The 25,988-nt window shown below is 72.6% G+C and carries 2 protein-coding genes; both read right to left on the reverse strand.

Features of this window, described 5'->3' with window-relative positions:
- Nucleotides 1–25: 25 nt before the first annotated feature.
- Complete coding sequence (locus ACSRUE_RS31855) at nt 26–10,750, reverse strand: SDR family NAD(P)-dependent oxidoreductase (RefSeq protein WP_441286884.1); 10,725 nt, start codon at nt 10,748–10,750, stop codon at nt 26–28.
- Nucleotides 10,747–25,983: an SDR family NAD(P)-dependent oxidoreductase gene (locus tag ACSRUE_RS31860; RefSeq protein ID WP_441286885.1), complete on the reverse strand. Its 15,237-nt coding sequence runs from the start codon at nt 25,981–25,983 to the stop codon at nt 10,747–10,749. Before ACSRUE_RS31860 ends, ACSRUE_RS31855 begins: the two co-directional genes overlap by 4 nt.
- Nucleotides 25,984–25,988: the final 5 nt, after the last annotated feature.

A 25,988-nucleotide genomic window follows, 5' to 3' on the forward strand; every position in this document is an offset into this window, starting at 1 on the left:
AGGCATGCGCGCGCCGACGGGCCGATCAGGCCCTGAGGCGATCCAAGGTCTGGTCGAGCGAGATCCGCCCCAGGGCCAGCTCTTCGGCGAGCGCCTCGACGGCACGCCTCTCCAGGACGGCGCCTCCGTTCGCCTGCGTTCCCGCCTGACGGCGCGCGAGGTCGTCCGGATGTTCGGCGCACAGATGGGCGGCCAGCCGTCGAATGTTCGGGAAGTCGAAGATGACGGTCGTCTTCAGCGACAGCCCCAGCGATGCGTTGATCCGGCGGACGAGATCGACCGCGACGATCGAGTCGACGCCGAGGTCCGACAGCGCGAGGCCGGGATCGAGGTCGTCGTCCGACAGCTTGAGGACGTCGCCGACCGCTCTGCGCACCTGCGCCTCGACGTACGCCGGCAGATCGCCCTGGGTGTCGCGCGCCTTGCGCGCGCCCGACGATCTCGTCGGCGGGCGAGCCGGGGCCGCGGGCGCCGCTCGCGGCCCCGGCTCCGCCCGCCGCACCCGCCCGTCGCTCTCCGCGAGGATCACGAGCTCCTGCGCGGCGGGCGACGCCGGGGCCGACGCCCAGGCCCGCCCGAAGCCTTCTTCGGCGAGGCAGCGCGTCCACTGGTCGCGCGAGAGCGCGGGGCTGCCCTCGAGCCGCACCTCCCGGTCCTCCGCGGCCCACCACCCGTCGAGGAGGCCGAACGTCAGCGTCGTGAACGGGCGCTTGCCGCCGATCTCGTTGAGGACGAGCAACCCGCTCCGCTTCATGCAGCGCTTCACGTTGCGGAGGGTGCTCGCGATGACCTTCGTCGCGTGCAGCACGTTGGCGGCGACGACGACATCGAAGCCGCCCTCCTCGAGCCCCTGCTCGACCGGCGCGCGCTCCACGTCGAAGGGCCGGACGCTCATGTACGGCGCGATCTCGGAGTATTTCGCCTGCGCGAGGCCAAGGAAGCTCCTGGAGACGTCGGTGTAGACGTACTCGACGCGATCGCGGTGCGCGGCGAGGCGCTCGAAGATGCCCTGGCTCGTCCCGCCGGTGCCGGCGCCGATCTCCAGGATCCTGACCTTCGCCGGCCCCGAGAGCGCCTCGCTCCGCGCCGTGACGGCGGCCTCGACGGCGTCGGCGACGAGGCCGTTGAGGAAGTCGGCGTAGGCGTTCTTCTTGTAGATGCCCTCGACGAGCGACGTGCTGGACCCCGGGAAGAGCACCTCCGTCGCGAGCACCTCGCCGCGCAACACCTGCGGGAGCGACCCGAGGCACGCGTCGGCGAGCGCCACGTGGGGGGCGAGCTCGGGATACCGCGACGTCACGTCTTCCGCGCGGCGAGGCGCGCCCGGAGAGGGCGCGTCGCTGCGCATGATCCTCACGATCTCCTCGAAGAGCGGCCGCTGCTTGTCCACGACCCCGGCGCGCGCCGCGAGCGCCTCCACCGGCGCCGCCTCTGCCCGCGGATCGCCGACGCCGGCCGCGCCCATCACCGCCCGGAGGCGGTCGACGACGTACTCGTTGAGGCACGCGTCCGCGGCGTCGAGCTCCCGGAGCTGCGCGGCGTCGACGTCGCGCGGCGCTCGGCCCGCGCCGACCGCCGCCTGGACCCGATCGAAGCACGAGGGCTGCGTCGCGTCGTACAGCTCCTCTCCGTCCGGGCGGATCCCCAGCGCGTCGCGCGTCGCAGGCGCCAGGTCGACGGCGAGGACCTGGGGGACCCGGTGCGCGATCACCGCCTCCTGCACGCGTATCCCGTCGCGCGGCTCGAGCGATCCGATGCCGAGGGAGGTCATCCGGCTCCGGTAGGCCTCGTTCGCGACGACGCCCACGGTGCCCCAGTACCCCCAGTCGATGGTGTGGACGGGGAACGAGCAGGCCATCGAAAGCGCCCGCGCGTACGCGTCCTTGAAGGTGCAGCCGGCCGCGTAGTTGCTCTGCCCCGCGCCCGCGTACACCGACTGCATCGACGAGTAGAAGCAGATCCAGTCGAGGTCCTCGCGCCCGAAGGCCTCGCCGAGCACGGCGCTCCCTTTGACCTTCGGATCCAGCGCCTCGCGGAAGCGCGGCTCGTCCATCTCGCGGAGGCTCCGGTCCCGGAGGACGATCGCCGAGTGGATCACGCCGTGAATCCGGCCGTGCTTCTCCTTGACGGCGTCGCGGGCTCGCGCGACGTCGGAGAGGCTCGTGAGGTCGACGGTCGCGTACGCGACCGTCCCGGGGCCGTCGGCGAGGCGGCTCAGCTGGTCGCGGATCGCCTCGTCCATCGGCCGCCGCCCCCACCAGACGACGTGCGCGCCGTACCGCCGGACGAGGTGCTCGGTCATCACCCGACCGAGCCCCCCCGCGCCCCCTGCGATGACGTAGACGCCGCCCTCGGTGAAGGCCGGCCGCTCGTCGCGCGGCAGGACCAGCGGCGCGATCTCGCGCTCGTAGCGCGCGCCCGCCCTGTACGCGACCGGGAGCGGCGAGCCCGCCGCCTCGCGCTGGAGCAGCTCCGCGATCTGCCGGGCCGCGCCTGGCCCGGACATGTCCGCCTTGCCGATGTCGACGTGGCGCACGCTCCAGTGCGGGTACTCCCGGGCGAGCGACTGTGTGAGCCCTGGCAACGCGCCGCCGCCGGCGTTGAGCTCCGCCTGCAGCGGCAGCGACTCGCCGTCCTGCGTGAGCACCGTGACGTCCAGCGAGGCCTGGTCGTACCCCTGCTCGATGAGCGCCTTGATCGTCCGCAGCCAGGGGATGACCGTGCGCTCCTGCTCCTCCTCGACGTACGCCGTGTCCAGGCGATAGTCACGGTCGCCGAGCAGCGCCGCGAGGAAGTACACGCGCCCCACGCGCCCGACGTCGCGCAGGACGCGCGCGATGGCGCCTGGATCGCGGACGTCGATGATCCACCCCTGCTCGCCGGTCCGCTCCGTGCGGTCGCCCAGGCACACATTGACGCTGCCCGGCGCGAGCTCGCTCAGGGCGTCCTCGAGGCGAAAGCCGTTCTGCCGGTGGATGATCAGCGCGCGGGCGCCCTCGCGCGCCGGCGCGGCCGGCGCGAGCCCCCTGCGGCGCCATCGCCCGACGTACGTGAGCTGCCGCGGAGGCGCGGCCTTCACCGGGCGCACGACGAAGTCGCGCAGCGCCGCGAGCGGCGCGCCAGCGCCGTCGACGACGACGATGTCGAACCGCCCGGGCGCGAGCCTGCGCGCGTGCACGAACGCGCGCCCCTCGATCGGCCCCAGGAGCTCGACCCGCCCGATGGAGTACGGCAGGTAGACCTCGCCATCCCCCTGCGGCGCGACGTCGCTCGCCGCGATGCCGGCGACGCTCTGGAGCGCGGCGTCGGCGACGCACGGCGTCCATGCGTACCGCCGCGGGTCGTCCTGCGCCTCGCGCGGCGGCTCGACGAGCCCCAGGCTCTCGCTCGTGGAGCCCCAGAGGCGACGGAGCCCGCGGAAGTACGGCCCGTAGTCGACGCCGTTCGCGCGGTGCTTCTCGTAGAAGCCGTCGTGGCCCGCGTCGTCGCCCCACCGCGGCGTCAGCGTGCGCATGAGCGCCTGGACGTCGATCGCCGGCGTGTCGGTGTCGACCTCGTCGAAGGCGACGAGCCCCTGCGCATGGACCTGCTGCGCTCCCTCCACGACGGCGCGGATCTCGAACCGGAGCTGGCCGCCGTGCGGCTCGAGCTGCGCGAGCAGCGTCCGCCCGCCGTCGGGTACGTCCACCGGCTTCATCCAGACGACGTCCTTCAGGACGGCGCGGCGCTCCGCGTGCACGCGCTGCGCGGCCTCCATCGCCATCTCGATCATCGCGACGCCCGGGAGGACGCGGCGGCCCTGCACGCGGTGGTGCGCGACGAGCGGGTCGCTGGCCTCGAGCTCGGCCTCGAAGACGACCCTGGGCGCCTCCCCGAGGCTGGCCGCCGGCAGCATGCGCTGCAGCAGGCCGCCGGCGACCTCGCGGCCGGCCGCGCGGCTCGCGGGCCGCTGCACGGGCAGCCCGCATCGCTTTCGCTCAAACGAGTACGTCGGGAGCGAGATCCGGCGCGGCCGGCGCCCACCAGGCGCCCCCGAGCCGGACAGGAGATCCCAGTCGAGATCGAGCCCCTTGGCCCAGAACGCCGCCAGCTTGTCGAGCCGCCCCGCGCCGATCCACTTGGCGACGACGGCGCCCTTCACGTCCTCGTCGGCGAGGAGGTCGAGGCCGTCCTCGCTCGCGTGCCCCGCGCGGTAGCCCCCTTGTTCCCGCGAGAGAAAGTGCCTCATCTCGGCCGCGAGGCCGCCCAGGTCCGCCGCGACGAACGCTACGCGGTACGGCATCGGCTCACGCCCGGTTTGCAGGGTGAACGCCACGTCGGCGAGCTCGATCGCGGATCCCTCTCCCGCCGCCGCGCGCGCGATGACGTCGAGCATGGCGCCGACGACCGCGTGGAGCCGCTCCTCGGTGCGCGCCGACATCGGGACGATCACCGCCGCGCCGCGCGCGCTCCGCGCGTCCGCCAGAGGCGCGTCGTCCTCCGTCCACTCCTCGATGATGACGTGCGCGTTCGCGCCGCCAGCGCCGAAGGAGCTGACGCCGGCGACGCGCGGGCGCGGCTCGCCGTGGATCGTCGGGGCCCGCCACGGGGCGAGCTCGCGCTGCACGACGAACGGCGTGCTCGCGAAGTCGATGTACGGGTTGAGCTCAGCGGCGTGCAGCGAGGGGGCGAGCGTCCGGTGCTTCATCTGGAGGAGCACCTTGCAAACGCCGGCGATGCCGGCCGCCGACTCGCAGTGGCCGATGTTCGACTTCGCGGAGCCGATCGCGCAGTACTGCTTGTCGTCGCTCGCGCGCCCGAACGCGCGGACCAGCCCGGCGATCTCGATCGGATCGCCGAGGCTCGTGCCTGTCCCGTGCGCCTCGATGTAGCTGATCTCCCGCGGATCGACGCCCGCCTCGCGGATCGCGAGCGCGATCGTCGACGCCTGCGCGACCGGGCTCGGGACCGTGTACCCGCTCGCCTTGCCGCCGTGGCTCAGCGCCGATCCCTTGATGACCCCGTAGATGTGATCGCGGTCGGCGCGCGCGCGCTCGAGCGGCTTCAACAGGACGCAGCCGACGCCCTCGCCAGGGACGTACCCTTCGCCCCCCTTGCCGAAGCTCTCGCAGCGCCCCCGGGTCGAGATGATCCGCGCCTGGCTGAGGACGGCGTACTTGTTGGGGTGGATGCTGACGTTCACGCCGCCCGCGAGGGCGAGCCCGCACTCGCCGCTCCTCAGCGCGCGGCACGCGAGGTGGATCGCCGTGAGCGACGACGAGCACATGGTGTCGAGGGCGATGCTCGGCCCGTGGAGATCGAGGACGTAGGAGACGCGATTCGCGACGCCGGCGATGTTCCCGGCCACGCCGAAGATGCGACGGTCCTCCTCGACCTCGAAGCCGTAGAGCTGGTACTCCGAGTACATGACGCCCACGTAGACGCCGACGCGCTCCTCGGGGCGCAGGCTCTCGGCCCGCCCCGCGCCGAGCGCGGCGCGCGTGTACCCCCCGTCTTCCAGCGTCTCCCATGCGGCCTGCAGGAACAGCCGCTCCTGCGGATCCATCATCCCCGCCTCGAGCGGCGAGATCTTGAAGAAGAGCGGATCGAACTCGTCGACGCCGTCGATGAACCCGCCCCACTTGCAGTGCACCTTGCCGGCGGCCGACGTGTCGGGGTCGTAGTACCGGTCCGCGTCCCAGCGAGACGCCGGGACCTCGGTGATGCAGTCGCGCCCGGCGCGCAGGTTGTCCCAGAACTCGTCGACGCTGCGCGCGCGCGGGAACCGGCCGCTCATCCCGATGATGGCGATGTCCAGCGGGCCGCTGCCCCCTCGCCTCTCCGCGGCGGCGCGGACCGGCGAGGGCGCGCTCCGCGCCGAGGCCGCCGCCCCCGCGTCGCCTGCCGCCGGCTCGCGCGCGCCTGCGGCCGCGGCCGCGTCGGGGAGGCGCCGCGCGCGCTCCAGCGAGGCGCCGTGCTCGGCGACGAGGTACTCCGCCAGCGCGTCGAGCGTCCGGTACTCGTAGAAGAGCGTCTTCGGCAGCGGGCCGAGATCCACCTCCAGCGCGGCGGTCAGCGCCAGGACGTTGGCCGAGTCGATCCCGAACGCGTCGAGCGGGGCGCGGGGATCCAGCCGCTCAGGAGGGAGCCGGAAGACCCGCGAGAGCGCGTCGCTCAGGTACCGGACGGCGTGACGCCTCAGCGGCTCGTCCCCGGCGCGCGTCGCCTCGGCCGGGCCTCTGTCGGGCGCCGCGCGGGCCGCCGCCGGCGCGCCCGCGTTCTCCGCGCGGACTGCCGGCGCCGGCCGGGAAGCGAACATCTGTCGGCCGCCGTCGATCGCGCACACGATCCGCTGGCTCTCGGCCCCGCGGATCGACTGCTCGAACGCCTGGAGCCCGTCGCCCTGAGAGAGCGGGATCATGCCGGTCTTCTCCTTCAGGGCGAGCTCGTCGCGGGCGTCGATCCGCATCCCTCCGTCGCGCCACAGAGGCCACGCGATGGACACCGTCTTTCCGCTGCGCTCGCCGCGCGCGACGCGCGCGTCTCGGAGCGCCGCGTACGCGTCGAGGAAGCCGTTCGCCGCCGCGTAATCCGCCTGGCCAACGTTCCCCCATGCGGCCGCGACGGACGAGAAGAACGCGACGAACTCGAGCGGGGAGCGCCGCGTCGCCTCGTCGATCGCCTCGGCCCCGAGGACCTTGGCCGCGAGGACCTCCTCGGCCTGGCGCCCCGTCTTGTGCAGGAGGAGCGCGTCCCTGGTCACGCCGGCGCAGTGGAGGACCCCCGTCAGCGGCCCGAAGCGCTCCTCGATCGCGCGGACGGCGCGCTCCACGTCGCCCCTGGCGCTCACGTCGCAGGGCACGAGCTCGACGCGCGAGGCGGGAGCGCCGAGCGCTGCGAGCTCGCGGCGCTGCGCCTCGGAGGGGGCGGTTCGTCCGCTCAGGATGACCGTGGTGCCTTCGACGCTCGCGATGTAACGCGCGAAGATCTTTCCCAGGCCGCCGAGGCCGCCCGTGATCCAGTAGACGCCGCCGGGTCGAAACACGGTGCCCTCCACGGCGCCGGGCTCGACCTCCTCGTGGACTCGCACCTCCCGCCGGCCCTCGCTCGTGTAGCGGACGTCGACGTCGTCGTCGGTCGAGGCGATCTCGTCTCGCACGGCGCGAGCGGCGCGCGCGGGGTCGAGGGCGCTGGCGACCGTGATCACCTTGACCCGGAGATCGCGGCTCTCGCGCCTCGCCGACTTCAGCAGCGCGGACAGCGGCGCGTACACCACCTCCGGCTCGCGCTCGTCCACGATCACGGCGAGCTGCCGCGCCTCCGGCGCCCGTCGCGTCAGCGTGTCCCTGACGATACCGAGCGCGTGCAGGAAGGCGCGGGTCGCGCTCTCCGCGAGCGAGCCGCCCTCGGGCCGCGGCAGCCGCTCGCGCGAGGCGAGCGGGAGCGACCGCTCGATGGCGGCCACGACGTCGTCCGACAACCCCCCCGCGAGCAGGAGCACGCTCGACCCATGCGCCGCGCTCTCGACCCGCTCGGGCGCGACGGAGGCGGCCGCCTTCTCCCGCCAGGCCGCGGTCCCGTGGACCACGGCGGCGCGGGGCGCGGGGAGCTCCCGCGCCTCGCCGGACGTCGTGATCGCGTGGCGGCTCCGCTCGAACGGGTACATCGGAGCGGCGACGCGGCGCCTCGCGCGCCCCTCGTGCAATCGCGTCCAGTCCACGTCGGCACCTCGGACCCACGCCTCGGCGATCCGGCCGAGGGCCCGCGCGCTCCCGGCGTCCTCGGCGCGCGGCACCACCGCGGCGACCGCGCCCGGCCCGGCGCTCCCCGAGCAGACGCCCTCGCGCGCGCCGCGGCCCGCGCAGAGGTCGCGCAGCGCGTCGCGCAGCTCCGCGGCGCTCGCCGCCACGAATGCGACGCGGTGCTGCATCGCCGACCGCCCCGTCTGGAGCGTGTACGCGAGATCCGCGAGGGCGGCGCTGTGCTCGCCGCCATCCCTCTCCAGATGCGCGAGGAGGTCGGCGCAGTACCGGTCCAGCGCCGACTTGGTCTTCGCCGAGAGCGGGACGATCTCGCTCCGCGGCGTCGACTCCGCCGCCGCCCTCGCGCCGGCGTCGTGGCCGCGTACGACCATGAACGCGTTCGTCCCGCCGATCCCGAACGAGTGGATGCCGGCGACGCGCCGCCCCTCCGGCGCGGGCCAGGCCACCGGCTCGCGGAGTATCACGAAGGGCGTGCTCTCCAGTCGCAGGCCCGGGTGGATCGTCTGCACGTTGGCGCACGGCGGAATCCGGCCGCGCCGGATGGCCAGGAGCACCTTGGTGAGCGAGCAGATACCCGACGCGGACTCGAGGTGGCCCAGGTTCGCCTTCGACCCCAGCGCGCAGCGCGGCGCCGCCGCGTCGGTGCGACCGAGCGCCTTCGCGAGCGCCTGCACCTCGATCGGATCCCCCACCGGAGAGCCGGTGCCGTGCGCCTCGACGTACGTCAGCGCCTCGGCGTCGACGCCGGCGTCGGCGAGGCCGCGCCCGATGACGTCGGTCAAGGCGTTCAGGTTCGGGCTGTACCTCCCGCCGCCGCGTCCGGAGTGGTTGACCGCGCTGCCGGCGATGACGCCGTAGATGCGATCGCCATCGGCCACCGCCCTCTCCAGCGGCTTCAGCAGCGCGACGCCGACCCCCTCGCCCGGAACGTAGCCGTTCGCCGCGGCGTCGAACGTCTTCTCGGAGCCGTCGGGAGACATGACGCCGAGACCAGCGAGCAGCAGGTACTTGCTGCGGTGGAGGCTCAGGTTGACCCCCCCCGCGAACGCCGCGTCGCACTCGCCATGGGACAGCGCGACGCGCGCCAGGTGGAGGGCGACCATCGAGCTGGCGCACGCGGCCTCGACCGTCATGCTCGGGCCGCGCAGGTTCAGGTGGTACGAGATCCTGTTCGCGAGCTCGTGCGCGTAGCTCCCCGCGCTCGCGTACTCGCCCGTCTTCGCCAGACGCTCGGCGGCTATCCACGTGTAGTCGTCGTTCATGACGCCGACGTAGACGCCGGTCCGGCACCGCTGCAGCGAGTCGACGCTGGCGCCGGCGTCCTCCATGGCGTGCCAGGCGGTCTCGAGGACGAGCCGGAGCTGCGGGTCGAGCGCGTCAGCCTCCACGGGCGTGACCTGGAAGAAGAGCGAGTCGAACGCGTCGACGTCGTCGAGGACGCCGCCGAAGCACGGCGGCGAGGGCGCCCCGGCGGCCCGCGCTGGCGCCGCGTCGGGGCCCGCGAAGCGCCCCCAGTGATCGGACGGCAGCTCGCGCGTGCAGATCCGCCCCTCGACCACGACATCCCAGAAGTCCTCCAGCGTCGAAGCGCCGGGGTACCGGCCGGCCAGACCGACGACCGCGATGTCGCGCGCGGCGCGCCGGGCGTCGCCTAGCGCTGCGCCCGGGCGCCCGGCGCCGGTGACCTCGACGGGCGCGCTCCGCGCCACGCCGTTGACGCGCGCCGCGCCGGCGCCCCGCGCAACGATGGGGTCCGCCGGCGCGCCCGCGCCGCTCGGTCTCGCGACGAGCGCGCGCGAGGGCGCGAAGTGGGCGCGCTCGTGCTCGTACAGGTACCCGATCAGCGCGTTCAGCGTCTGGTACTCGAAGAGCAACGTCGGATACAGGTCGTGCCCGCACCGCTTCTCCAGCGCGCGCACCAGGCGGAGGAGGTGCGTCGAGTCCAGCCCGGCGTCGAAGAAGAGGGCGTCGGGATCGAGCGGCGGCGTACCCGGCCCCTTCAGGCCGACGAGCTGCTCCTCGACGAACCGGGCGACGCTCGACGCGAAGAGCTTCGCGTCGTCCTCCGCTTCGCCTGCCGGCTCCGCTTCGGCGCCCGCGGCGACGGGCTCCGTCGCGATCAGCTTCTCGACGTCGATCTCCTGCCGCACGCGCTTGTACGAGAGCCGATCGAGCTCCGCGAGGACCGCCCCGTCCTCGCCGTAGATCGTCAGGTCCGACGCGGTGACCTCGCGCGGCGCGGCGCCGCGCTTGACGTCCAGCTTGTCGGCGTGCCTGCTGTACACGAAGATCTGCGACGAGAACGGCCGGTGCAAGCGCACGCGCCGGATGGCGAACGGGATGTACGGCCGAACGTCTCGGTAGTCGGCCGCTGATCCTCCGGCGAGCTTGTAGGAGCTCCCCGCGAACGTCGCGCCGTCGAGGAACGCCGGGTGGGCGTGGAACATCTCCCGGAGCGCCTCCGCCTCGTCGCCGAGCGACAGGCGCATCAGCTCCTCGTCGCCCCGCTGGTACACGTCGCCCAGCGTCTGCATGAACGGCCCGTGGACGACCCCCACCTCGCGGACGCCGCGGTAGATCTCGTCGACGCTCCAGCGCCGCTCCGCCGTGCGGATGAACGCGGCGCAGTCGAAGCCCCGCGCGGCCCGCGGCTCCTCGTCGGTGCACCTGAGGAGGCACTCCGCGTTCTCGTCGACCCGATCCGACACCCCGCCTGCGCTGGACACGCGCACGCTCGAGATCTCGACCCTCCATTCGCCCTGCTGGAGCGGCGTGAACGAGGCGTGGATCCTCCGCGCGAACTCCCTCGCGGTGGCGATGGGCACCTTGAACAGCACGTTGACGAGCTCGAAGCGGTCGTGCCCGACGACGTGGGCGCCCAGCCTGTACACCACGTCGATCAGCGTGACGCCGGGGACGATGTGGACCCCATAGACGCGATGATCGCGCACGATGGGGTTATCGTTGTCGAACTCGATCTCGAATGTTTCGTTCGCGCGGACGGTCATGGACGGCTCTTCGATTGGCTGGCTTCGAGCGACGGAGCGCGCGTCGCGACGTCGCGCTCGATCCTCTTGACGGCAAAGTACTTCGGCATCGCCCTCTGGGCGGTCACGCTGCCCGGGGCGTCCGCGGCGACGCGCGCCGCGAAAGCGCTGTCCGCGCCGCCCGACACGCCGGGCGACGGCCTCGGAGCCGCCGCGTCCGGCCAGTAGCGCTTCCGCTCGAAGACGACCGGCGCGCCGCGCGGCTCCATCGTCGCCCGCCGCTCCTCGGGTATCCCCTCGTCGCTGACGATGACATGGGCGTTGTGGCCGCCCAGGCCGAACGCGCTGACGCCGGCGCGATGAACGCCGTCGACCCCCGCCCACTCCTCGTTCCGGAGCACGGGATAGAGCGGCGACTGCTCGAAGTCGAACCGCGGATTCGGCCGGCTGCAATGCAGCGTCGGCGGGAGGCGCCGGTGGACGATCGACAGGAGCACCTTGACCAGCCCCGCCGCGCCGGCGGCGCTCAGGAGGTGTCCGAGGTTGCTCTTGACGCTCCCGACACCGCACACGTGGCGCGACTCTCTCCCGAGGACGTTCGTCAGGCTGCGGAGCTCGATCGGATCGCCGATCAGCGTGCCGGTGCCGTGCGCTTCGACGTAGCTGATCGTGCGGGCGTCGACCCCGGCTGCGGCGATGGCGCGCTCGATCAGCTCCTGTTGGCGGCGCGGGTTCGGCGTCGTGATCCCCATGGTGTGGCCATCGCAGTTGATCGCCGAGCCGTCGATCACGCCGTATACCTTGTCTCCGTCGCGCAGGGCGGCCGAGAGCGGCTTCAGTATCACGACGCCGCAGCCTTCACCGATGCCGATCCCGTCCGCGGTCTCGTCGAACGTCTTGCAGCGCCCCTCCGAGGACAGGATCTTCGCGCTGCTGAGGAGGACGAACGGCCCTTCGTCCAGGAGGATATCGACGCCGCCCGCGACCGCGAGCGCCGACTCGCCGCGCTCGATGCTCTGCACCGCCAGGTGCACCGCAGTCAGCGCGCTGGCGCAGGCCGTGTCGACGACGACGTTCGGCCCGGCGAAGTTGTAGGAGTGCGAGAGGTGGGCGGAGATGAAGTTCTGCCCCACGCCGATGACAGCCTTGCTGTCGAGCCGGCCATGCTTGCTCGCATAGTTGCTGCTGCGGGTGCCGCAGAAGACGCCGACCCGCTGATCCCACAGGTCCGTCTTGCCGTATCCGGCGTCGGCAAGGGCCTCTGCGCACACCTCCAGCCACTGACGCGCCAGCGGATCGACGCCGATCGCGATCGACTCCTGGATCCCGAAATACGACGGGTCGAACGACTCGATGTCTTCCAGGAAGCCACCCCATTTGCTGACGCTCCGCCCCGGCTCGCGCTCAGGATCGCCGTGGTAGCGCTCGGCGTCCCACCGCGACGCCGGGACGGGGCCAATCGCGTCCTTTCCTTCGCACAGGTTCGTCCAGAATTGCTGGATGTCGGGCGCCCCCGGGAAGTGGCACGCCATTCCGACGATCGCCACCTTGTCCGCCCGCCCCTCCGTAACGCGGCCAGCTGCACCCTGCGCGTCCGCTGAACGCCGGTCGAGCTGCCGCTCCGTGACGCGGCCGGCCGCGCCCTGCGCGTCCGCGAAATGCCGGTCGAGCTGATCGCGGTACGTGCGTACGAGGTACGCGGCGAGGCGCTCGATGCTGGGGTTCTCGATGACGACGGTGGGATCGACCTTGATGCCGGGGAGGCCTGCGTCGATCTGCCGGATCATCTGCGCCAGCATGATTGAGTCGACGCCGTACTGATCGAAGGACCGGGCCGCGTCGACGTCGGCGTACTTGACCTTGAGCTCCTGGCTGACGAGCCGCCGGAGCCACTCGTTCACGGCAGACGCGGTATCCGTCGAGGAACCGGCGTGACGCGCGATCGCCTCGCGCGGCGCGCCCGAAGGCGCGCGGCGGCTCGCCTCGGCGGCGTGGCCGCCGGGATCCGCGGGGCGCTCGGGGGGCGCGCCGGCCTGCCCCATCGCGGGCGCGGCGCGGCGCAGGAGCGCGCGCGCATCGAAGCGCGCCTCGTCGATCACGAGCGGCATGACGATGGGGCCGAGGCGCCGCGCGAGGATCTCGTCGAGGAAACGCAACCCCTCGTCGTCGGCGCAGGTCAAGAGGCCGGTGCTCCGGTACGCCGCGCTGCTCGCGGCGCCCATCCCCGTGTCCTTCCAGCTCGGCCATTGGATGCTCGCGCAATGCGCCACCTTGGGCCCGAAGCCCGCCGCAGCGATGTAGTCGAGGTACGCGTTCGCCATCGCGTATTCGCTCTGGCCGACGGCCAGGCGCGGCACCGCCGCGGCGACCGACGAGAAGAGCAGGACGAAGCGCAGCGGCACGTCGGCGAAGACCTGGCGCAGCACGTCGACGCCGCGGACCTTCGGCGCGGAGACGCCCTCGATCCCGGCGCGCGTCTTGCGGACGAAGGCCGGATTCGTGAAATCGGTGTTCCCGGCGCAGTGAATGACCCCGAGCGCCTCGCCCATCTCGCGTCGAACGCGGGCGACCTCGCTCGCCATCCGCGCCTCATCGGTGAGCGGCGTCGTGCTCACGCGCACCTGCGCGCCGCGCGCCTCGAGGTACAGGATGTCCTCGATCTTCCGCTTGCAGATCTCATCGCTGCCGGACGTGAGGTACGCGTCCCACGCAGCGCGCTCCGGGAGCGCTTCGCGCCCCATGAGGACGAGCTTCCGGACCCCGCGCGCGTCGACGAAATGCTTCGCGCACAGCATGCCGATCCCGCGCGTGCCGCCGGTGATCCAGAGGACCTCATCGGGCGGGTACTGCGCCGGGCGCTTCGCGCCGGGCTCGCGCGCGCGCGCCACCTCGTCCGCGCGCTCCAGCGCGGCCTCGTAGCGGACGCCGTCGCGGTAGCAGACCTCGCCCGCCTCGCTGGCAGCGCCGAGCTCTGCGACCACCTGCGCGACGAGGTCGCGCCGCTCGCCGTCGAGCGCGGCGTCGGTGTCGACGTGCCGCGAGAGGACCTTGCTGTACTCGCTCTGGAGCATGCGATAGAGCCCGCTCCGCTTGGCCCCCGCGAGCCGCACCGGCCCACCGCGGAAGCGTTCGAGGCCTGACGTCACCTGGAGGACGACGAGCGGCGCGGCGCGACGCGCGTCCGCTCGGCCGACCAGCTCCTGGAGCCACGCGATCCAGTCGAGGTCCTCGTCGCGGTGCCCGGCATCGAGCCCGGTGAGATCGACGCACCCCGCGTAGGCGTCCCACGGCGCCGCGCTTCCACGCACGGCCGCGTGGACGTCCTCGGGCATCACGACCTCGGAACGCGGCAGCCTGCGCAGCAGCTCTTCGGCCAGGGCTCGCGTCCCCGGTGTCGCCAGGATCGCGAAGCAGCGCCCGGCGAGGTCCACCTCCGCCGTCGCGGCCTGGGCGCGCGCCGGAAGCCACGTCTTCTCCACCAGGCACGTCGGGCGGGGCGCGGCGTCGCGCCGCCCCTCCGCCCCGGCACGCGCGAAACGGACCCTCTCGAACGGGTACGTGGGCAGAGGCACACGCCTGCGCGCGCCAGCGTGGCGGTGAAGCTCGGCCTCCCAGGACACGGCGCCGCCCGAGGCCCAGAACGCCGCGAGCTGCGCCGGCGTGCTCCCGGCGGGCCGCCCTTCGCGGCGCCCCGTCGCGCGCCCCGAGAAGCACCCCGGCGACCGCTCCGCACCGGCGAGGTACGCGGAGAGTCGCCCCCGCAGCTCCTCGAACGTCGCCGCCACGATCGCCAAGCGGCAATCCATCGCCGCGCGACCGATCTGCAACGTCCACGCGACGTCGGCGAGCGATGTGCCAGCCGCGGGCGTGAACACGAGGAGGCGTCGGGCGTATTCATCGAGCAGCTCCGGCCTCTTCGCCGAGAGCACCACGACCTGCTCTTCCGGCGGCGCGGACGCCCGCGGCGCCGCGACTTCGCGCCGGGCGAGCCCCTCGATCACGACATGCGCGTTGGTCCCGCTGAAGCCAAAGGCGCTCACCGCCGCGAACCGCGAACCGCCGGGGTTCTCGGGCCACGGGGCGGGGCGCGTGCTCACGTAGAACGGGCTGTCCGCAAGATCGATGTGCCGGTTGGGTCGCGTGAAGTTGATCGCGGGTGGGATGCAGCCGTGCTCCATGGCGAGGAGCACCTTGATGAGCCCGAGCACGCCGGACGCGGCCGTGGTGTGGCCGATGTTGGCCTTGAGCGACCCGATCGCGCAGAACTGGCGCACCTGGGTCGACGCCCTGAAGGCCTCCGTGAGCGCGTGGATCTCCACCGGATCGCCGAGCTTCGTCCCCGTGCCGTGGGCCTCCACGACCTGGAGCTGCTCCGGCGAGATCCCGGCCTTCTCGTAGACCTCGCGCTCCAGGCGGCTCTGGGCGAGGAAGCTCGGCGCGGTGATCCCGGACGTCTTGCCGTCCTGGTTCGTCCCGATCGCGCGGATGACCCCGTAGACGTGCGCGCCCTCGTCAATCGCCCTCGAGAGCGGCATCAGCACCACCACGCCGACGCCGTCTCCCACGACGATGCCATCTGCGCCATCATCGAAGGGGCGGCACCGCCCGCTGGGCGAGAGCATCCCGGCGTTGTGCATCATCACGAACGACGCAGGCTGCGAGTACAGGGTCACGCCTCCCGCGACCGCCATGTCGATGTCGCCGCTGCGAAGCTTCTGGCACGCCAGCTCGACGGCGACGAGCGACGACGAACACGCGGAGTTGACCGTGATGGCCGGCCCGGCAAAGTTCAGGTGGTACGCGATGCGCGACGACAGGATCGCGCCGTCGCTCCCCAGCATCGCGAGGTGCGACGTCCCGCGCGGCGCGCCGGTGCCCATCGATCCGATGAACGTCCCGACGCGGCGCCCGCTCAACGAGCGAGGGTCGTAGCCCGCGTCCTCGAGCGCAGCGTGGATCCCCTCGAGGACGAGGCGCTGCGAAGCGTCCATCTGGTCCGCCTCGACCGGAGAGATATCGAAGAAGAGCGAGTCGAAACAATCCGCGTCGTCGATGAAGCCGGCGTGGAGCGATGACGGGTCAACCCCCTGCTCGACGCACGCCTCCCGCCACTCGGGGTATCGCTCCTCGACGCGCTCGACGTGCTGTCGCCCCTCGACGATCACGTCCCAGAGCTCGCGCTTGTCGCGCGCCCCGGCGCAGCGGCACGACATCCCGACGATCGCGATGCCTTCGGCCGGCGCTGCGGCCTGCCGGGTTGTCGCGGCCTCCTGCACCCGCGCGGAGGGCGGCGCGAGCGCCGCCGCGGTGGCGCGCGCGGGCGGCGCGGCCACGACGATCTTCGAGGCCAGGTGCTCGGCGAGCGACTGGAGGTCGTGGAACTGGAACATCACGCTCGTCGGCTCGCGGAGATCGAACGCGGTGTTGATCGTCTGGAGCAGACGGACGGCGATGAGCGATCCGACCCCCATCGCCGAGAACGTCGTCGCCGCGGCCAGCTCGTCGCGCGTGAGCTGCAGCGCCTCCTCGAAGATCTGCTCGAGCCGCCGCCGGACGTGATCGACGGACGCCCCCTGCCGGGGCGCGCGTTCGTCCTCCGCGGCCGCCTCAGGGCGCGGAGACCCGGGCGCCTCTTGGAGCTCGGCGAGCGCCGCGGCGTACGGCGTCTTCTTGGCGATTTTCGACGCGTTGTGGGCGCGGAGCCGGTCCGCCGTCCAGCCGGGGTCCGCCTTCGTCAACCGGAGCAGGCAGTAGCTGATCCACTCCTCCCGCAGCGAGACAGCCATGTTGGCGAAGTTGCGGGACGAGCGCCGCGCCGCCTCCGGGAAATGCGCGATGTTCTTCTCCACGTCCGGATCGAAGACGTAGTTGGCGATCTGCGGGCTCAGGTCGACGATGTCGTCGACGACGAGCGAGCTCGCCGTGAGCACGTCGATCCACTCGTCCTGCGTCGATATCGCGATATCGACGTTCCCGTCGACGATCGCCCCGCGCAGGTTCGATACGAAGTCCATGAGCAGCACGCTCCCGTGCGGCGATAGCGCCGACGAGATGTTGCCGAAGACGCCGGTCTTGTCCGCGATATGGCAGGTGACCTCGAAGCCGAGGATCAGGTCGTACGTGTCCGGGAAACGATCCTTCGAGCTGTCGGCGTGGAACACCTGGACGCGCTCGGCGAGGCCGATGCGCCGGATCCGTCGGTTCGCCAGGTCGGCCTGAGCCCGCGTGATCGTGAACCCGTGTGCCTTGGCGTGCGGGTGACGCCTCGCCACCTCCACGAGGTCGGTCCCGCAACCGCACCCGATGTCGAGGACCCTCCGCACGGACTCGGACCGCTCGTTCCGGAAGATCACCCGCCGCATCTCGAGCTGCTTCTCGAGCACGAGCCGGTACTCGTCCGGAAATGCTTCGGGCGCGCTGAGGACACGTGTCATCGAGAATCCGGGGACCTCCCGTTCGAACGGGCAGAACGTCAGGTACTCCTCCCGGTAATCGTCCGATCGGCGCTGCGCGTCGAACGTGTAGTACTCGGCGGCCTTGTCGCCAGGCGCGGCAGCCTTGTCGCCAGGCGCGGCGGCCTTGTCGCCAGGCACGGCGTCCTGCGGTCGCGCGGGCGGCGCAGGGGCCTCCGGGGCGCCGCCCCGCTCGCCGTGCGAGACCGAGCGCCTCGCGAAGGGGTACGTCGGGAGCCCCGCAAGCCTCGTCGGCTTCGCGGCAGGGTAGAGCGCGGCGGTGTCCAGGACCCCGCCCGCTGCCCAGGCGCACGCGGCGTCGTGGAGCGGGTCGCCGTCGGCGCTCGGAGCCCGCGCGGCGCTCGAGGGGCTCGTCCAGATCGCGCGGTCGGAGAGCGCGCGACCGTCGGCAGCGTCGAGAACCACGTCGAGCTGCTCGATGAGCGCGCCCACCGACGGGGCGACGATCGCCAGCCGGCACGGCATGGCCTCGCGCCCGGTCTGGAGCGTGTAGGCCACCCCGTGGAGGTCCACGGCCGGGTGCTTCACGAGGTGCGCGCGGAGACGCTGCGCGTACTGGCGCAGCGCCGCGTCGCTCTTCGCCGACAGCGCGATCAGGGCGCGATCGGCGGCCCCGGCCGCGCGCTGCGGCTGCAGCGTTGCTCGGCTCGGCGCGTGCTCCTCGATCAACACGAAGGCGTTCGTCCCGCTCATCCCCGTCGCGCCCACGAGGCCGCGGCGCCGCCGCTCAGGACCCGAGCCGATCCAGGGCCGCTCGGCGTCGCTCACGAAGAAGGGGCTGCGCGCGATGTCGATGATGTACTCGTTCGCCCGGCGGTAGTTGCGCGTCGCCGGGATCGTCTCGTGCTTCATCGCAAGGCACATCGCCATCAGGCTCACGACGCCCGACGCCGCGAACGTGTGGCCGATCAGCGGCTTGATCGAGCCCAGCGCGCACCATTGCCGCTCGCCCGGCTCGGCGCGGAAGGCGTCGCGGAGCGCTTGCACCTCGACCGGATCGCCGAGCTGCGAGCCCACGCTGTGCCCGAGCACGTATTGGACGTCGGCCGGGCGGAGCTCCGCCTGCCGGAGGACGCGCTCGACGAGGTGTTGCTGCGAGACGCTGCTCGGCGCGGTGATCCCGTTGGTCTTGCCGTCGTAGTTCACCCCGGTGGCCTTGATGACGGCGTGGATCGGATCGCCGTCCGCAATGGCCCGCGAGAGCCGCTTCAGCACCACCGCGGCGACCGCCTCGCCCGGGACCATTCCGCTCGCTCGCTCGTCGAACGCATAGCACTCGCCGTCGGCCGACAGCATTCCGCTCTGGCTGAGCGCGATGTACGTCAGCGGTGAGGTGAGGACGTTCACCCCTCCGGCGAGCGCCATCGAGCACTCGTCGCGCAGAAGGCTCTGACACGCGGTGTGCACCGCCACGAGGCCCGACGAGCACGCGGTGTTCAGCGCGAGGTTCGGGCCGTGCAGATCGAGGACGTAGGAGATGCGCGCCGCCAGGATGCCGTTGTGGTGGCTGGTCGCGAGCCCGGGCGCGCCGTCGCCCGTATGTGCCATCTCCTCTACGCCGATGAAGACCCCGCAATTCGTGCCGCGCAGGCGCGCTCCGGCGTGGCCCGCGTCCTCGAACGCAGCCCACGCCGCCTCGAGCATCAGCCGCTGCCGCGGATCCATCCATTGCGCCTCGCGCGGGGAGATCTCGAAGAAGAGCGGATCGAACTCGTCGAGGCCGCGCAGGAAGGCCCCTCTGTTCGTGGCGATCCGGTTTGCCGGCGCGCCGGGGCCCTCGTAGTAGGCGTGAAAATCCCAGCGCTCCGAGGGGATCTCCTGGATCTGCTTGCGCCCCTCGAGCAGGAGCGCCCACAGGGCGTCGGCGTCATCTGCCCCGGCGACGCGCGCAGACATGCCGATGATCGCCACCTCCTCGCGCGCGGGCGAGAGGGCAGCCGCACGCGGCGCCGCGCGGCCCGACTGGAGAGCGCTCGGAGGCGCGTCGTCGAGCGCCGGGTGAGCTGGGAGAGCCTGCGCTGGCTCGCCGTTCGCTCGAGATCGATGCTCCAGCGCTTCGCGGTGCTGCCTCACGAGATGACCGGCGAGCTTTCTGATCGTGCTGTGGTTGAGGAGGGTATTCGGAAGGACGTCGAAGCCGAGTTGTGTCGTGAGAAGACGGGCGAACTGCGCCAGCGCGATTGAATCGAATCCGATGTCGGCAAAGCTCGTCTCCTCGTCAAGCCTGCCCGCCGGGATCTTCAGGACGGCCTCGGCGTGCACCTTCAGATCGTGCACGACACGCTCCGGAAGCGACGTCGAGCCTCGCTCGTGTCGCGCAGGAGCGCCGCCGTTGGAGAGGCCGGGTGCCGCCGCGGTCGAGATCGCCGGCGCCACCGCGCTGCGCAAGCCGGACGGCGCGCCATTGGCGGCGGAGGCGCGCGCGCCAGCGTAGATGCGCGAGAGGAAGGCGTGCACGCGGCGCGGCTGCCCCGCGAACACGAGCCGCGGGCTGACGGCCGCGCCCATCGCGCGCTCCCACGCCTCCAGCCCCTCATCGCTCTCCAAGTAACGCTGACCGCTGCTCCGCAGGTACACCCCCATGCCTTCTCGCTCGCTCGTGCCCATTCCCCCGGCGCGCCACAGCGGCCAGCACACCGCCACCGTCGCTCCGCTCCGCTCGCCTCTCTCTCTCAGCTCTTGCCGCATCTGCGCATACGCCACCTGGAACCGGTTCGCGCTCGCGTAGTCGCACGACCCTCCGTCCCCCAGCGACGCCGCCGTCGATGAGAACAGGCACATGAAGTCCAGCGGATGCCCCGCCGTCACCTCATCCACCACCCGCGTGCCCTCGATCTTCGGCCGCGTTATCTCCTCGACCTCTTCCCACCTCTTGTCCAACAACGTTCCACGCGACTCCACTCCTGCCGCGTGCAGAACGCCGTGGATTGAACCCCACCTCGACTCCAGCCCCGCCACCACGCCGCGCATCTGCGCCGCGTCCGAAACGTCCGCCTCGTAGTACTCCGCTTCCCTCGCTCCAGCGCCGCGAAGCCCCGACAGCACACCCTCGATCTGCTCGTCACGTCCACGGCGACCCACCAGCGCAAGCCGACCCGCGCAGCGCCGCGCCAAGTGCTCCGCGAACAGCCGCCCGAGCCCTCCGGCTCCACCGGTGATCACGTACACACCTCCGTCCCGCAGCGGCGCCTCGCTCCTCACGCTCGGCGGCGCTCGACGGACCCCGAGCCGCTGACGCTCTCCTCCCTCGTGACGGATCACTCCGCCGCTCCACACCTCCCGCGCCAGCGCGCCCGCCTCTATCCCCTCCGCGCCCGCCAGCACCACCCCCACGCTCAGCTCCGGCAAAACGAGCCCCAGCGACCGCTCCACGCCGATCAGCGCCGCGTCGTAGCACCCGCTCACCTCGCCTCGGACCTGACGACCCGTCAGCACGAGACGGCGCAGCAACGCTCCGCTCCCCTTCGCGCCTCGCACCAGCGCGTGCACGCCGCGCAGCCGCTCCAGCCCCCTACCCCACGCGTACACCACGCCGCACGGCCGGCCCCCACCACCACGCGCCGCCTCCCACGCCCCTAGCCGCTCGAACACCGACCGGAACCAGACCTCGCTCGCCTCGGGCACCGTGCACCGCGCGCTTCCCTCCCACCCGTACGCGCCGCCCACGCTCACCCCGAGCGCCTCGCTCCCGGGCTCCTCCCTCCTCAGCGCCTCCACCACCGACGCCCGCCACGCCTCGTCTCCGCCGACCACCAGCCAGCGCACGCCTTCCTGGCGCCGCTCACGCTCTTCCCACCCCAGCCGCTCCCAGACCTCCTCGTACTCCACCACCTCCGCAGCCTCGCCCGCCTCCACTCGCGACACCTCGGCCGTGCCGGACCCCTGCTCCAGCCGTCCGCCGCACGCCGCTGCGCACGACGCCTCGACCGGCGGCGCAGCTCCCGCCACGACCGCGCCCTCGCCCTGCGGCAGCCAGTAACGCTCCCGCTCGAACGGGTACGTCGGCAGGTGGATCCGCCGCGGCTTGCGCTCGCCGTACAGCCGCTCCCAGTCCACCTCCAACCCGCGCACCCAGAGCTCGCAAAGGCTGGCGAGCTTGCCTTGCCGCATCCACGTCGCGACCATCTCGTTGGCGCTCGCATCGGCGTTGAGCACCTTCATGCTGTCGCGCTCGCGTCGAACTTGGCCCGTGAAGGCGCCGTCCGTCTCCTCGGCGCCCGCGAGGAAGCGCTCGAGCTTCCGTTCGAGCTCCTCGACGTCACGCGCCAGGAAGGCGACCCGGTGGTCCATCGCGTCGCGACCGACCTGCAGCGTGTACGCGACGTCGACGAGGAGCGCCGGCCCCGGACGGACGCGCTTCGGCGCCCCGGCGCGCCTCGTCTCGGCGCTCTCCGCGCGGCTGGCGACGAGGTAGCGCGCGCACAGCGACTCCCGGTGCCGCTCGAACAGGTACGGGACGAGGGCGTCGATCGAGCCCGCCTCGCCGATGGCCTGCGCCGTGATGTGGATCCCGAGCGCGCGGTGGGCCTCATTGGCGAGCAGCCCGAGATCCGCCCCGTAGTCCGCGAAGCGCTCGTCGGCGCTGACGTCCGACGCCTGAATCGCCATCGTCGCGGCCACGACGCCGACGAGATCGCGCCGCAGCTGCTCCGCGACCTCATCGGGGACCGAGCCGGGCTGCGCGCCCGCGCTGGCCGTGACCTCGCGGAGGAACGCGAGGAGCTGCCCCGCGTAGGCGCGGAGGCGCGCCTCGCTGCGCGCCGAGAGCGGAACGATCTGGAGGGGCCGCTCTGCGGCGATCTCGTCGAGCGCGCCCCCTCCGCCCTCCGCGTGCTCCTCCACGATCACGTGCGCGTTGGCGCCGCCGAACCCGAAACCGCTGATGCCCGCGAGGCGCGGCGCGACGCCGCCGTCCGGCATGGCGGGACGCAGCCACGGCCGGCGCTCCTTGAGCAGGAAGAACGGACTCCCCTCGAGCTCGATGTACGGGTTCGTCTCCTCGCAATGCAGCGTCTTCGGCAGCTCGCCGTGGTGCATCGCCATCAGCACCTTGAAGATCCCCGCGATGCCGGCGGCGACCTCGAGGTGACCGACATTCGTCTTGACGCTGCCGAGCGCGCAGCGCTGGGCCTCGATCGCGCCCCCCTGCCTCTCGTACAGGGCGCCGAACGCCTTCTTCAGCGCGTTGATCTCGACCGGATCGCCGAGCGGAGTGCCGGTGCCATGGGTCTCGACGTACGTCACCGCGCGGACGTCCACGCCGGCCCTGGAGTACGCGTCGAAGAGGAGCTCGGCCTGCGCGCTCGCGTTCGGCGCCGTGAGCGACGCGGCGCGCCCGCCGTGGTTCACGTTCGTTCCCCGGATGACGCCGTAGATGGCGTCGCGATCCGCCTGCGCCTGCCGGAGGCGCTTCAGCAGCATCACGCCCACGCCCTCGCCCCGTACGTACCCGTCGGCGCGGCGGGAGAACGTCTTGCACCGGCCGTCGACGCTCAGCATCCCGGCCTTGCTGAAGCAGATGTGGAGCTCCGGGCTGTACATCACGTTGACGGCGCCGACGAACGCCTGATCGCAGACGCCCGCGTCGATCGCCTGCACCGCGCGGTGCACGGCGATCAGCGCGCTCGAGCACGCCGTCTCCACCGGCTCGCTCGGGCCGCGCAGGTTGAGGAAGAACGAGATCCGGTTCGGCGCCATCGACGGCACCGCGCCGGTCGCGCTGTACGCCTCGATCGGCTGCGACGCCGGCTGGCGATAGCTGCCCGGCCCGATCGCGAGGAACACCCCGGTGCGCGTGCCCGACAACGCCTTCGCCGAGTACCCGGCGTCCTCCATCGCGGACCACACGTGCTCCATGAGCAGGCGGTGCTGCGGGTCCATAAGCTCCGCCTCCTTCGGCGAGATCCCGAAGAACTGCGGGTCGAACGAGGCCAGCTCGTCGATGAAGCCGCCCCACTTCACGTTCGTCTTGTTCGCCTCGGCGTGCGGATCCCCGTAGATCGCGCGCCAATCCCAGCGATCCTCCGGGACGACCTCGATGCAGTCGCGCCCCTCGATCAGGTTGCTCCAGAACGCGTCGACGTCGCTGGCCTGCGGAAACCGGCCGCTGATCCCGATGATCGCTGTCCGGGCGGGGCGCGCGTCGCGCGCGTCCGCCCGGTCGACGACGGCTGCGGCCGACGCGTCGTGCGCGCCAGCCTGGTCGATGATCGCGGCGGGGCGCTCGATCGGCGGCTGCGCCGGCTCCGGCCGCGGCGCGCGGGCCGCGACCTCCACCCGGAACGTCCTCGCCAGCGCGCCGAGGTGGGTCGCGAGGAGGAACGTCTCGAGCGCGGCCAGCGACGGGTGCTCGAAGAAGACCGTCGGGAGGAGCTCGACGCCGAGCTCGGCGCTCAGCCGGTTGCTGAGCTCCGTCAGGCTGAGCGAGTCGAAGCCGAACGTGCTCAGCTCCACGTCGAGCTCGATGTCCGCCTCCTGGATCTTCAGCACGCGGGAGACGGCGCGGACCAGCGTGCGCTCCACGAGATCGCGGAGGCCGCTCGCCTCGCCGGCGCCGTCCGCGAAAGGCGCGGGCTGCTCGCTCGCCAGCGTGGCGCCCGCGGGCTCCGCGGCGACGCGGGCCGCGGCGTCGGCGGCCTCGCGCTCCGCCCCGATGACCTTGCTCCGCAGCTTCTCCGCGTGGCCGGAGAGGACCACCACCTGGGCCAGCGACGATCGCATCGCGACCTCGAACGCCCAGAGCCCGGCCGCCTCGTCGAGCGGCACGAGGCCGTACGCGCGCTCCACCATCCGTTCGTTGGCGTCGTCGACCTTCATCCCGCCGGAGCGCCACAGCGGCCAGCCGATCGACAGCGTCCGCCCGGAGCGCCGACCAGCCTTCACCAGCTCGTTCCGGCGGACGGCGAACTCATCGAGCAGCGCGTTGGCCGCGACGTAGTCGGCCTGCCCGGCGTTGCCCCACACCGCGGACGCCGACGAGAACAGGACCAGGAAGTCGAGGTCCTCGTCCCGCGTGGCCTCGTCGATCGCGAGGAGGCCGAGCGCCTTGGCGGCGAAGACGGCCTCGAGCTCAGCGGCGGTCTTCTTCGCGATCGTGCTGTCGCGAAGGACGCCCGCGCCGTGGAGGATTCCGGTCAGCCTCCCGTGGCGCTCCTTGATGTCGGCGAGCACCGTCCGCAGCCTCCGCTCGTCGGCGACGTCGGCGGGGAGGTAGTCGATCGTCGCGCCGGTCATCGCCCGCAGCGCATCGAGCCACGCGCGGCTCTCCTCGGAGAGCGGCGAGCGGCCGGTCAAGACGACCGTCGCCCCGGCGGTGCCGGCGATGTGGCGCGCGAAGATTCGCCCGAGGCCGCCAAGGCCGCCCGTCAGCCAGTACACGCCGCCAGCCTCGAACGTCGGCCGCAGCGCGGCCCCTCCGGCCAGCTCGATCTCGATGAACCGCCGGACCTCGCGGCGCTCGCTCCGGTCGTACCGGACCTCGACGTCGTCGTACGCGGCCTCGAGCTCGCGCGAGAGGAGCCGCGCGCGCGCCTCCGGGCCGAGCTCTGCGGGGACGAGCACGAGCTTGCCGCGGAGGTCGCGGTGCTCGCGGCGCATCGTCTTGAGCAACCCGGCGAGGGGCGCGTGCGCGAACGCCTCATCTCGCACCGACGCGAGCGCGACGACCTCGCGCGGGCCGCTCGGCCGCCCGCTCACGACGCGCTGGATCGCCTCGAGGGCCTGCCGCGCCGCCGCGACGACGCGCGCGTGCTCGACGGCGCCCCCGGCGTCGAGCACGCGCGGGAGGCGGACCGTCTGCGCCCGCTCCGAGACCAGCGCGGCCAGCTCGTCGCTCTCGCCAGCGAGGAGGACGAGCGCGTCTCGGCGCGCTGGCGCGCCTCGCTCGGCCGGACGCGGCGGGGCGAGCGGCTCCGCGAGCCACGTGGTCGTGCCGAAGAGCACGTCCGCGGCCGGCGCCTTGTCGTACCGCCGGCTCGCGAACTCGCGCATCGACACGCAGACGGCGCCCGCCTCGTCGACGATGTCGATATCGAACTTCAGGACGTTGCTCCGGGGCGACGCGCCCGGGCTCCACCGCGCGACGACGTACCCAGCGGCGGGGGTTTGCGTGTGGAGCACGAGCTCCTTCAGCGAGAACGGCACGTGCACGGAGCCTGCCGGCAAGCGCCCATCGCCGACGAGGAGCCCGACCGTCGACTGCAGCGCGGCGTCGGTCACGCCGGGGTGGAGCTCGAAGGGCGCGCCGGCCTGGATCGCCGGCGGAGCCAGGCGGAACCTCGCGAGCACCTCCGCGTCGCTCCGCCGGAGCTCCTCGATGCAGCGGAACGTCTCCCCGTACGTCAGCCCCTGCCGCTCGAAGAGCGCGTACAGGTCGGCGCCAGACAACGTCGACGCGCACCGCGCGCGGATCTCGTCGATATCGACGCGCGAGGCCGGCGCCGTCGCGCCGCCGCTCTCGGCGGTGACGACCTCGCCCTGCCCGTGGACGACCTCCGGCTCGCTCGCTCCGCCGCGCGCGCTGCGCACCGAGAAGCGCGTCTTGCCGGCCTTCGCGGCGATCTCGATCCGCACGGCGCGGGGGGTCCCGTTGACGACCACGGGGGCGAGCCACACCACGTTCCGCAGGCCGAGCACGCGAGCGCGCCCGCTGTGGACCGTGGCCGCTCTGGCCATCTCGAGATAGGCGGCGCCGGGGAGGACGGCCTCCCCGAGGACACGATGGTCATCGAGGAAGAACTCCCGCCCGTCCAGCAGCGTCTCGAACCTGTGACTGCTTTCCATGAGGC

The organism is Sorangium sp. KYC3313 (genome assembly GCF_052075895.1).
GTDB classification, from domain to species: Bacteria; Myxococcota_A; Polyangia; order Polyangiales; family Polyangiaceae; genus Sorangium; species Sorangium cellulosum_B.

Excerpts from the sequence above, each read along its gene's own strand:
- ACSRUE_RS31855 (WP_441286884.1), bottom strand. The coding sequence starts at position 10,750 with ATGACCGTCCGCGCGAACGAAACATTCGAGATCGAGTTCGACAACGAT.
- ACSRUE_RS31860 (WP_441286885.1), bottom strand. The coding sequence starts at position 25,983 with ATGGAAAGCAGTCACAGGTTCGAGACGCTGCTGGACGGGCGGGAGTTC.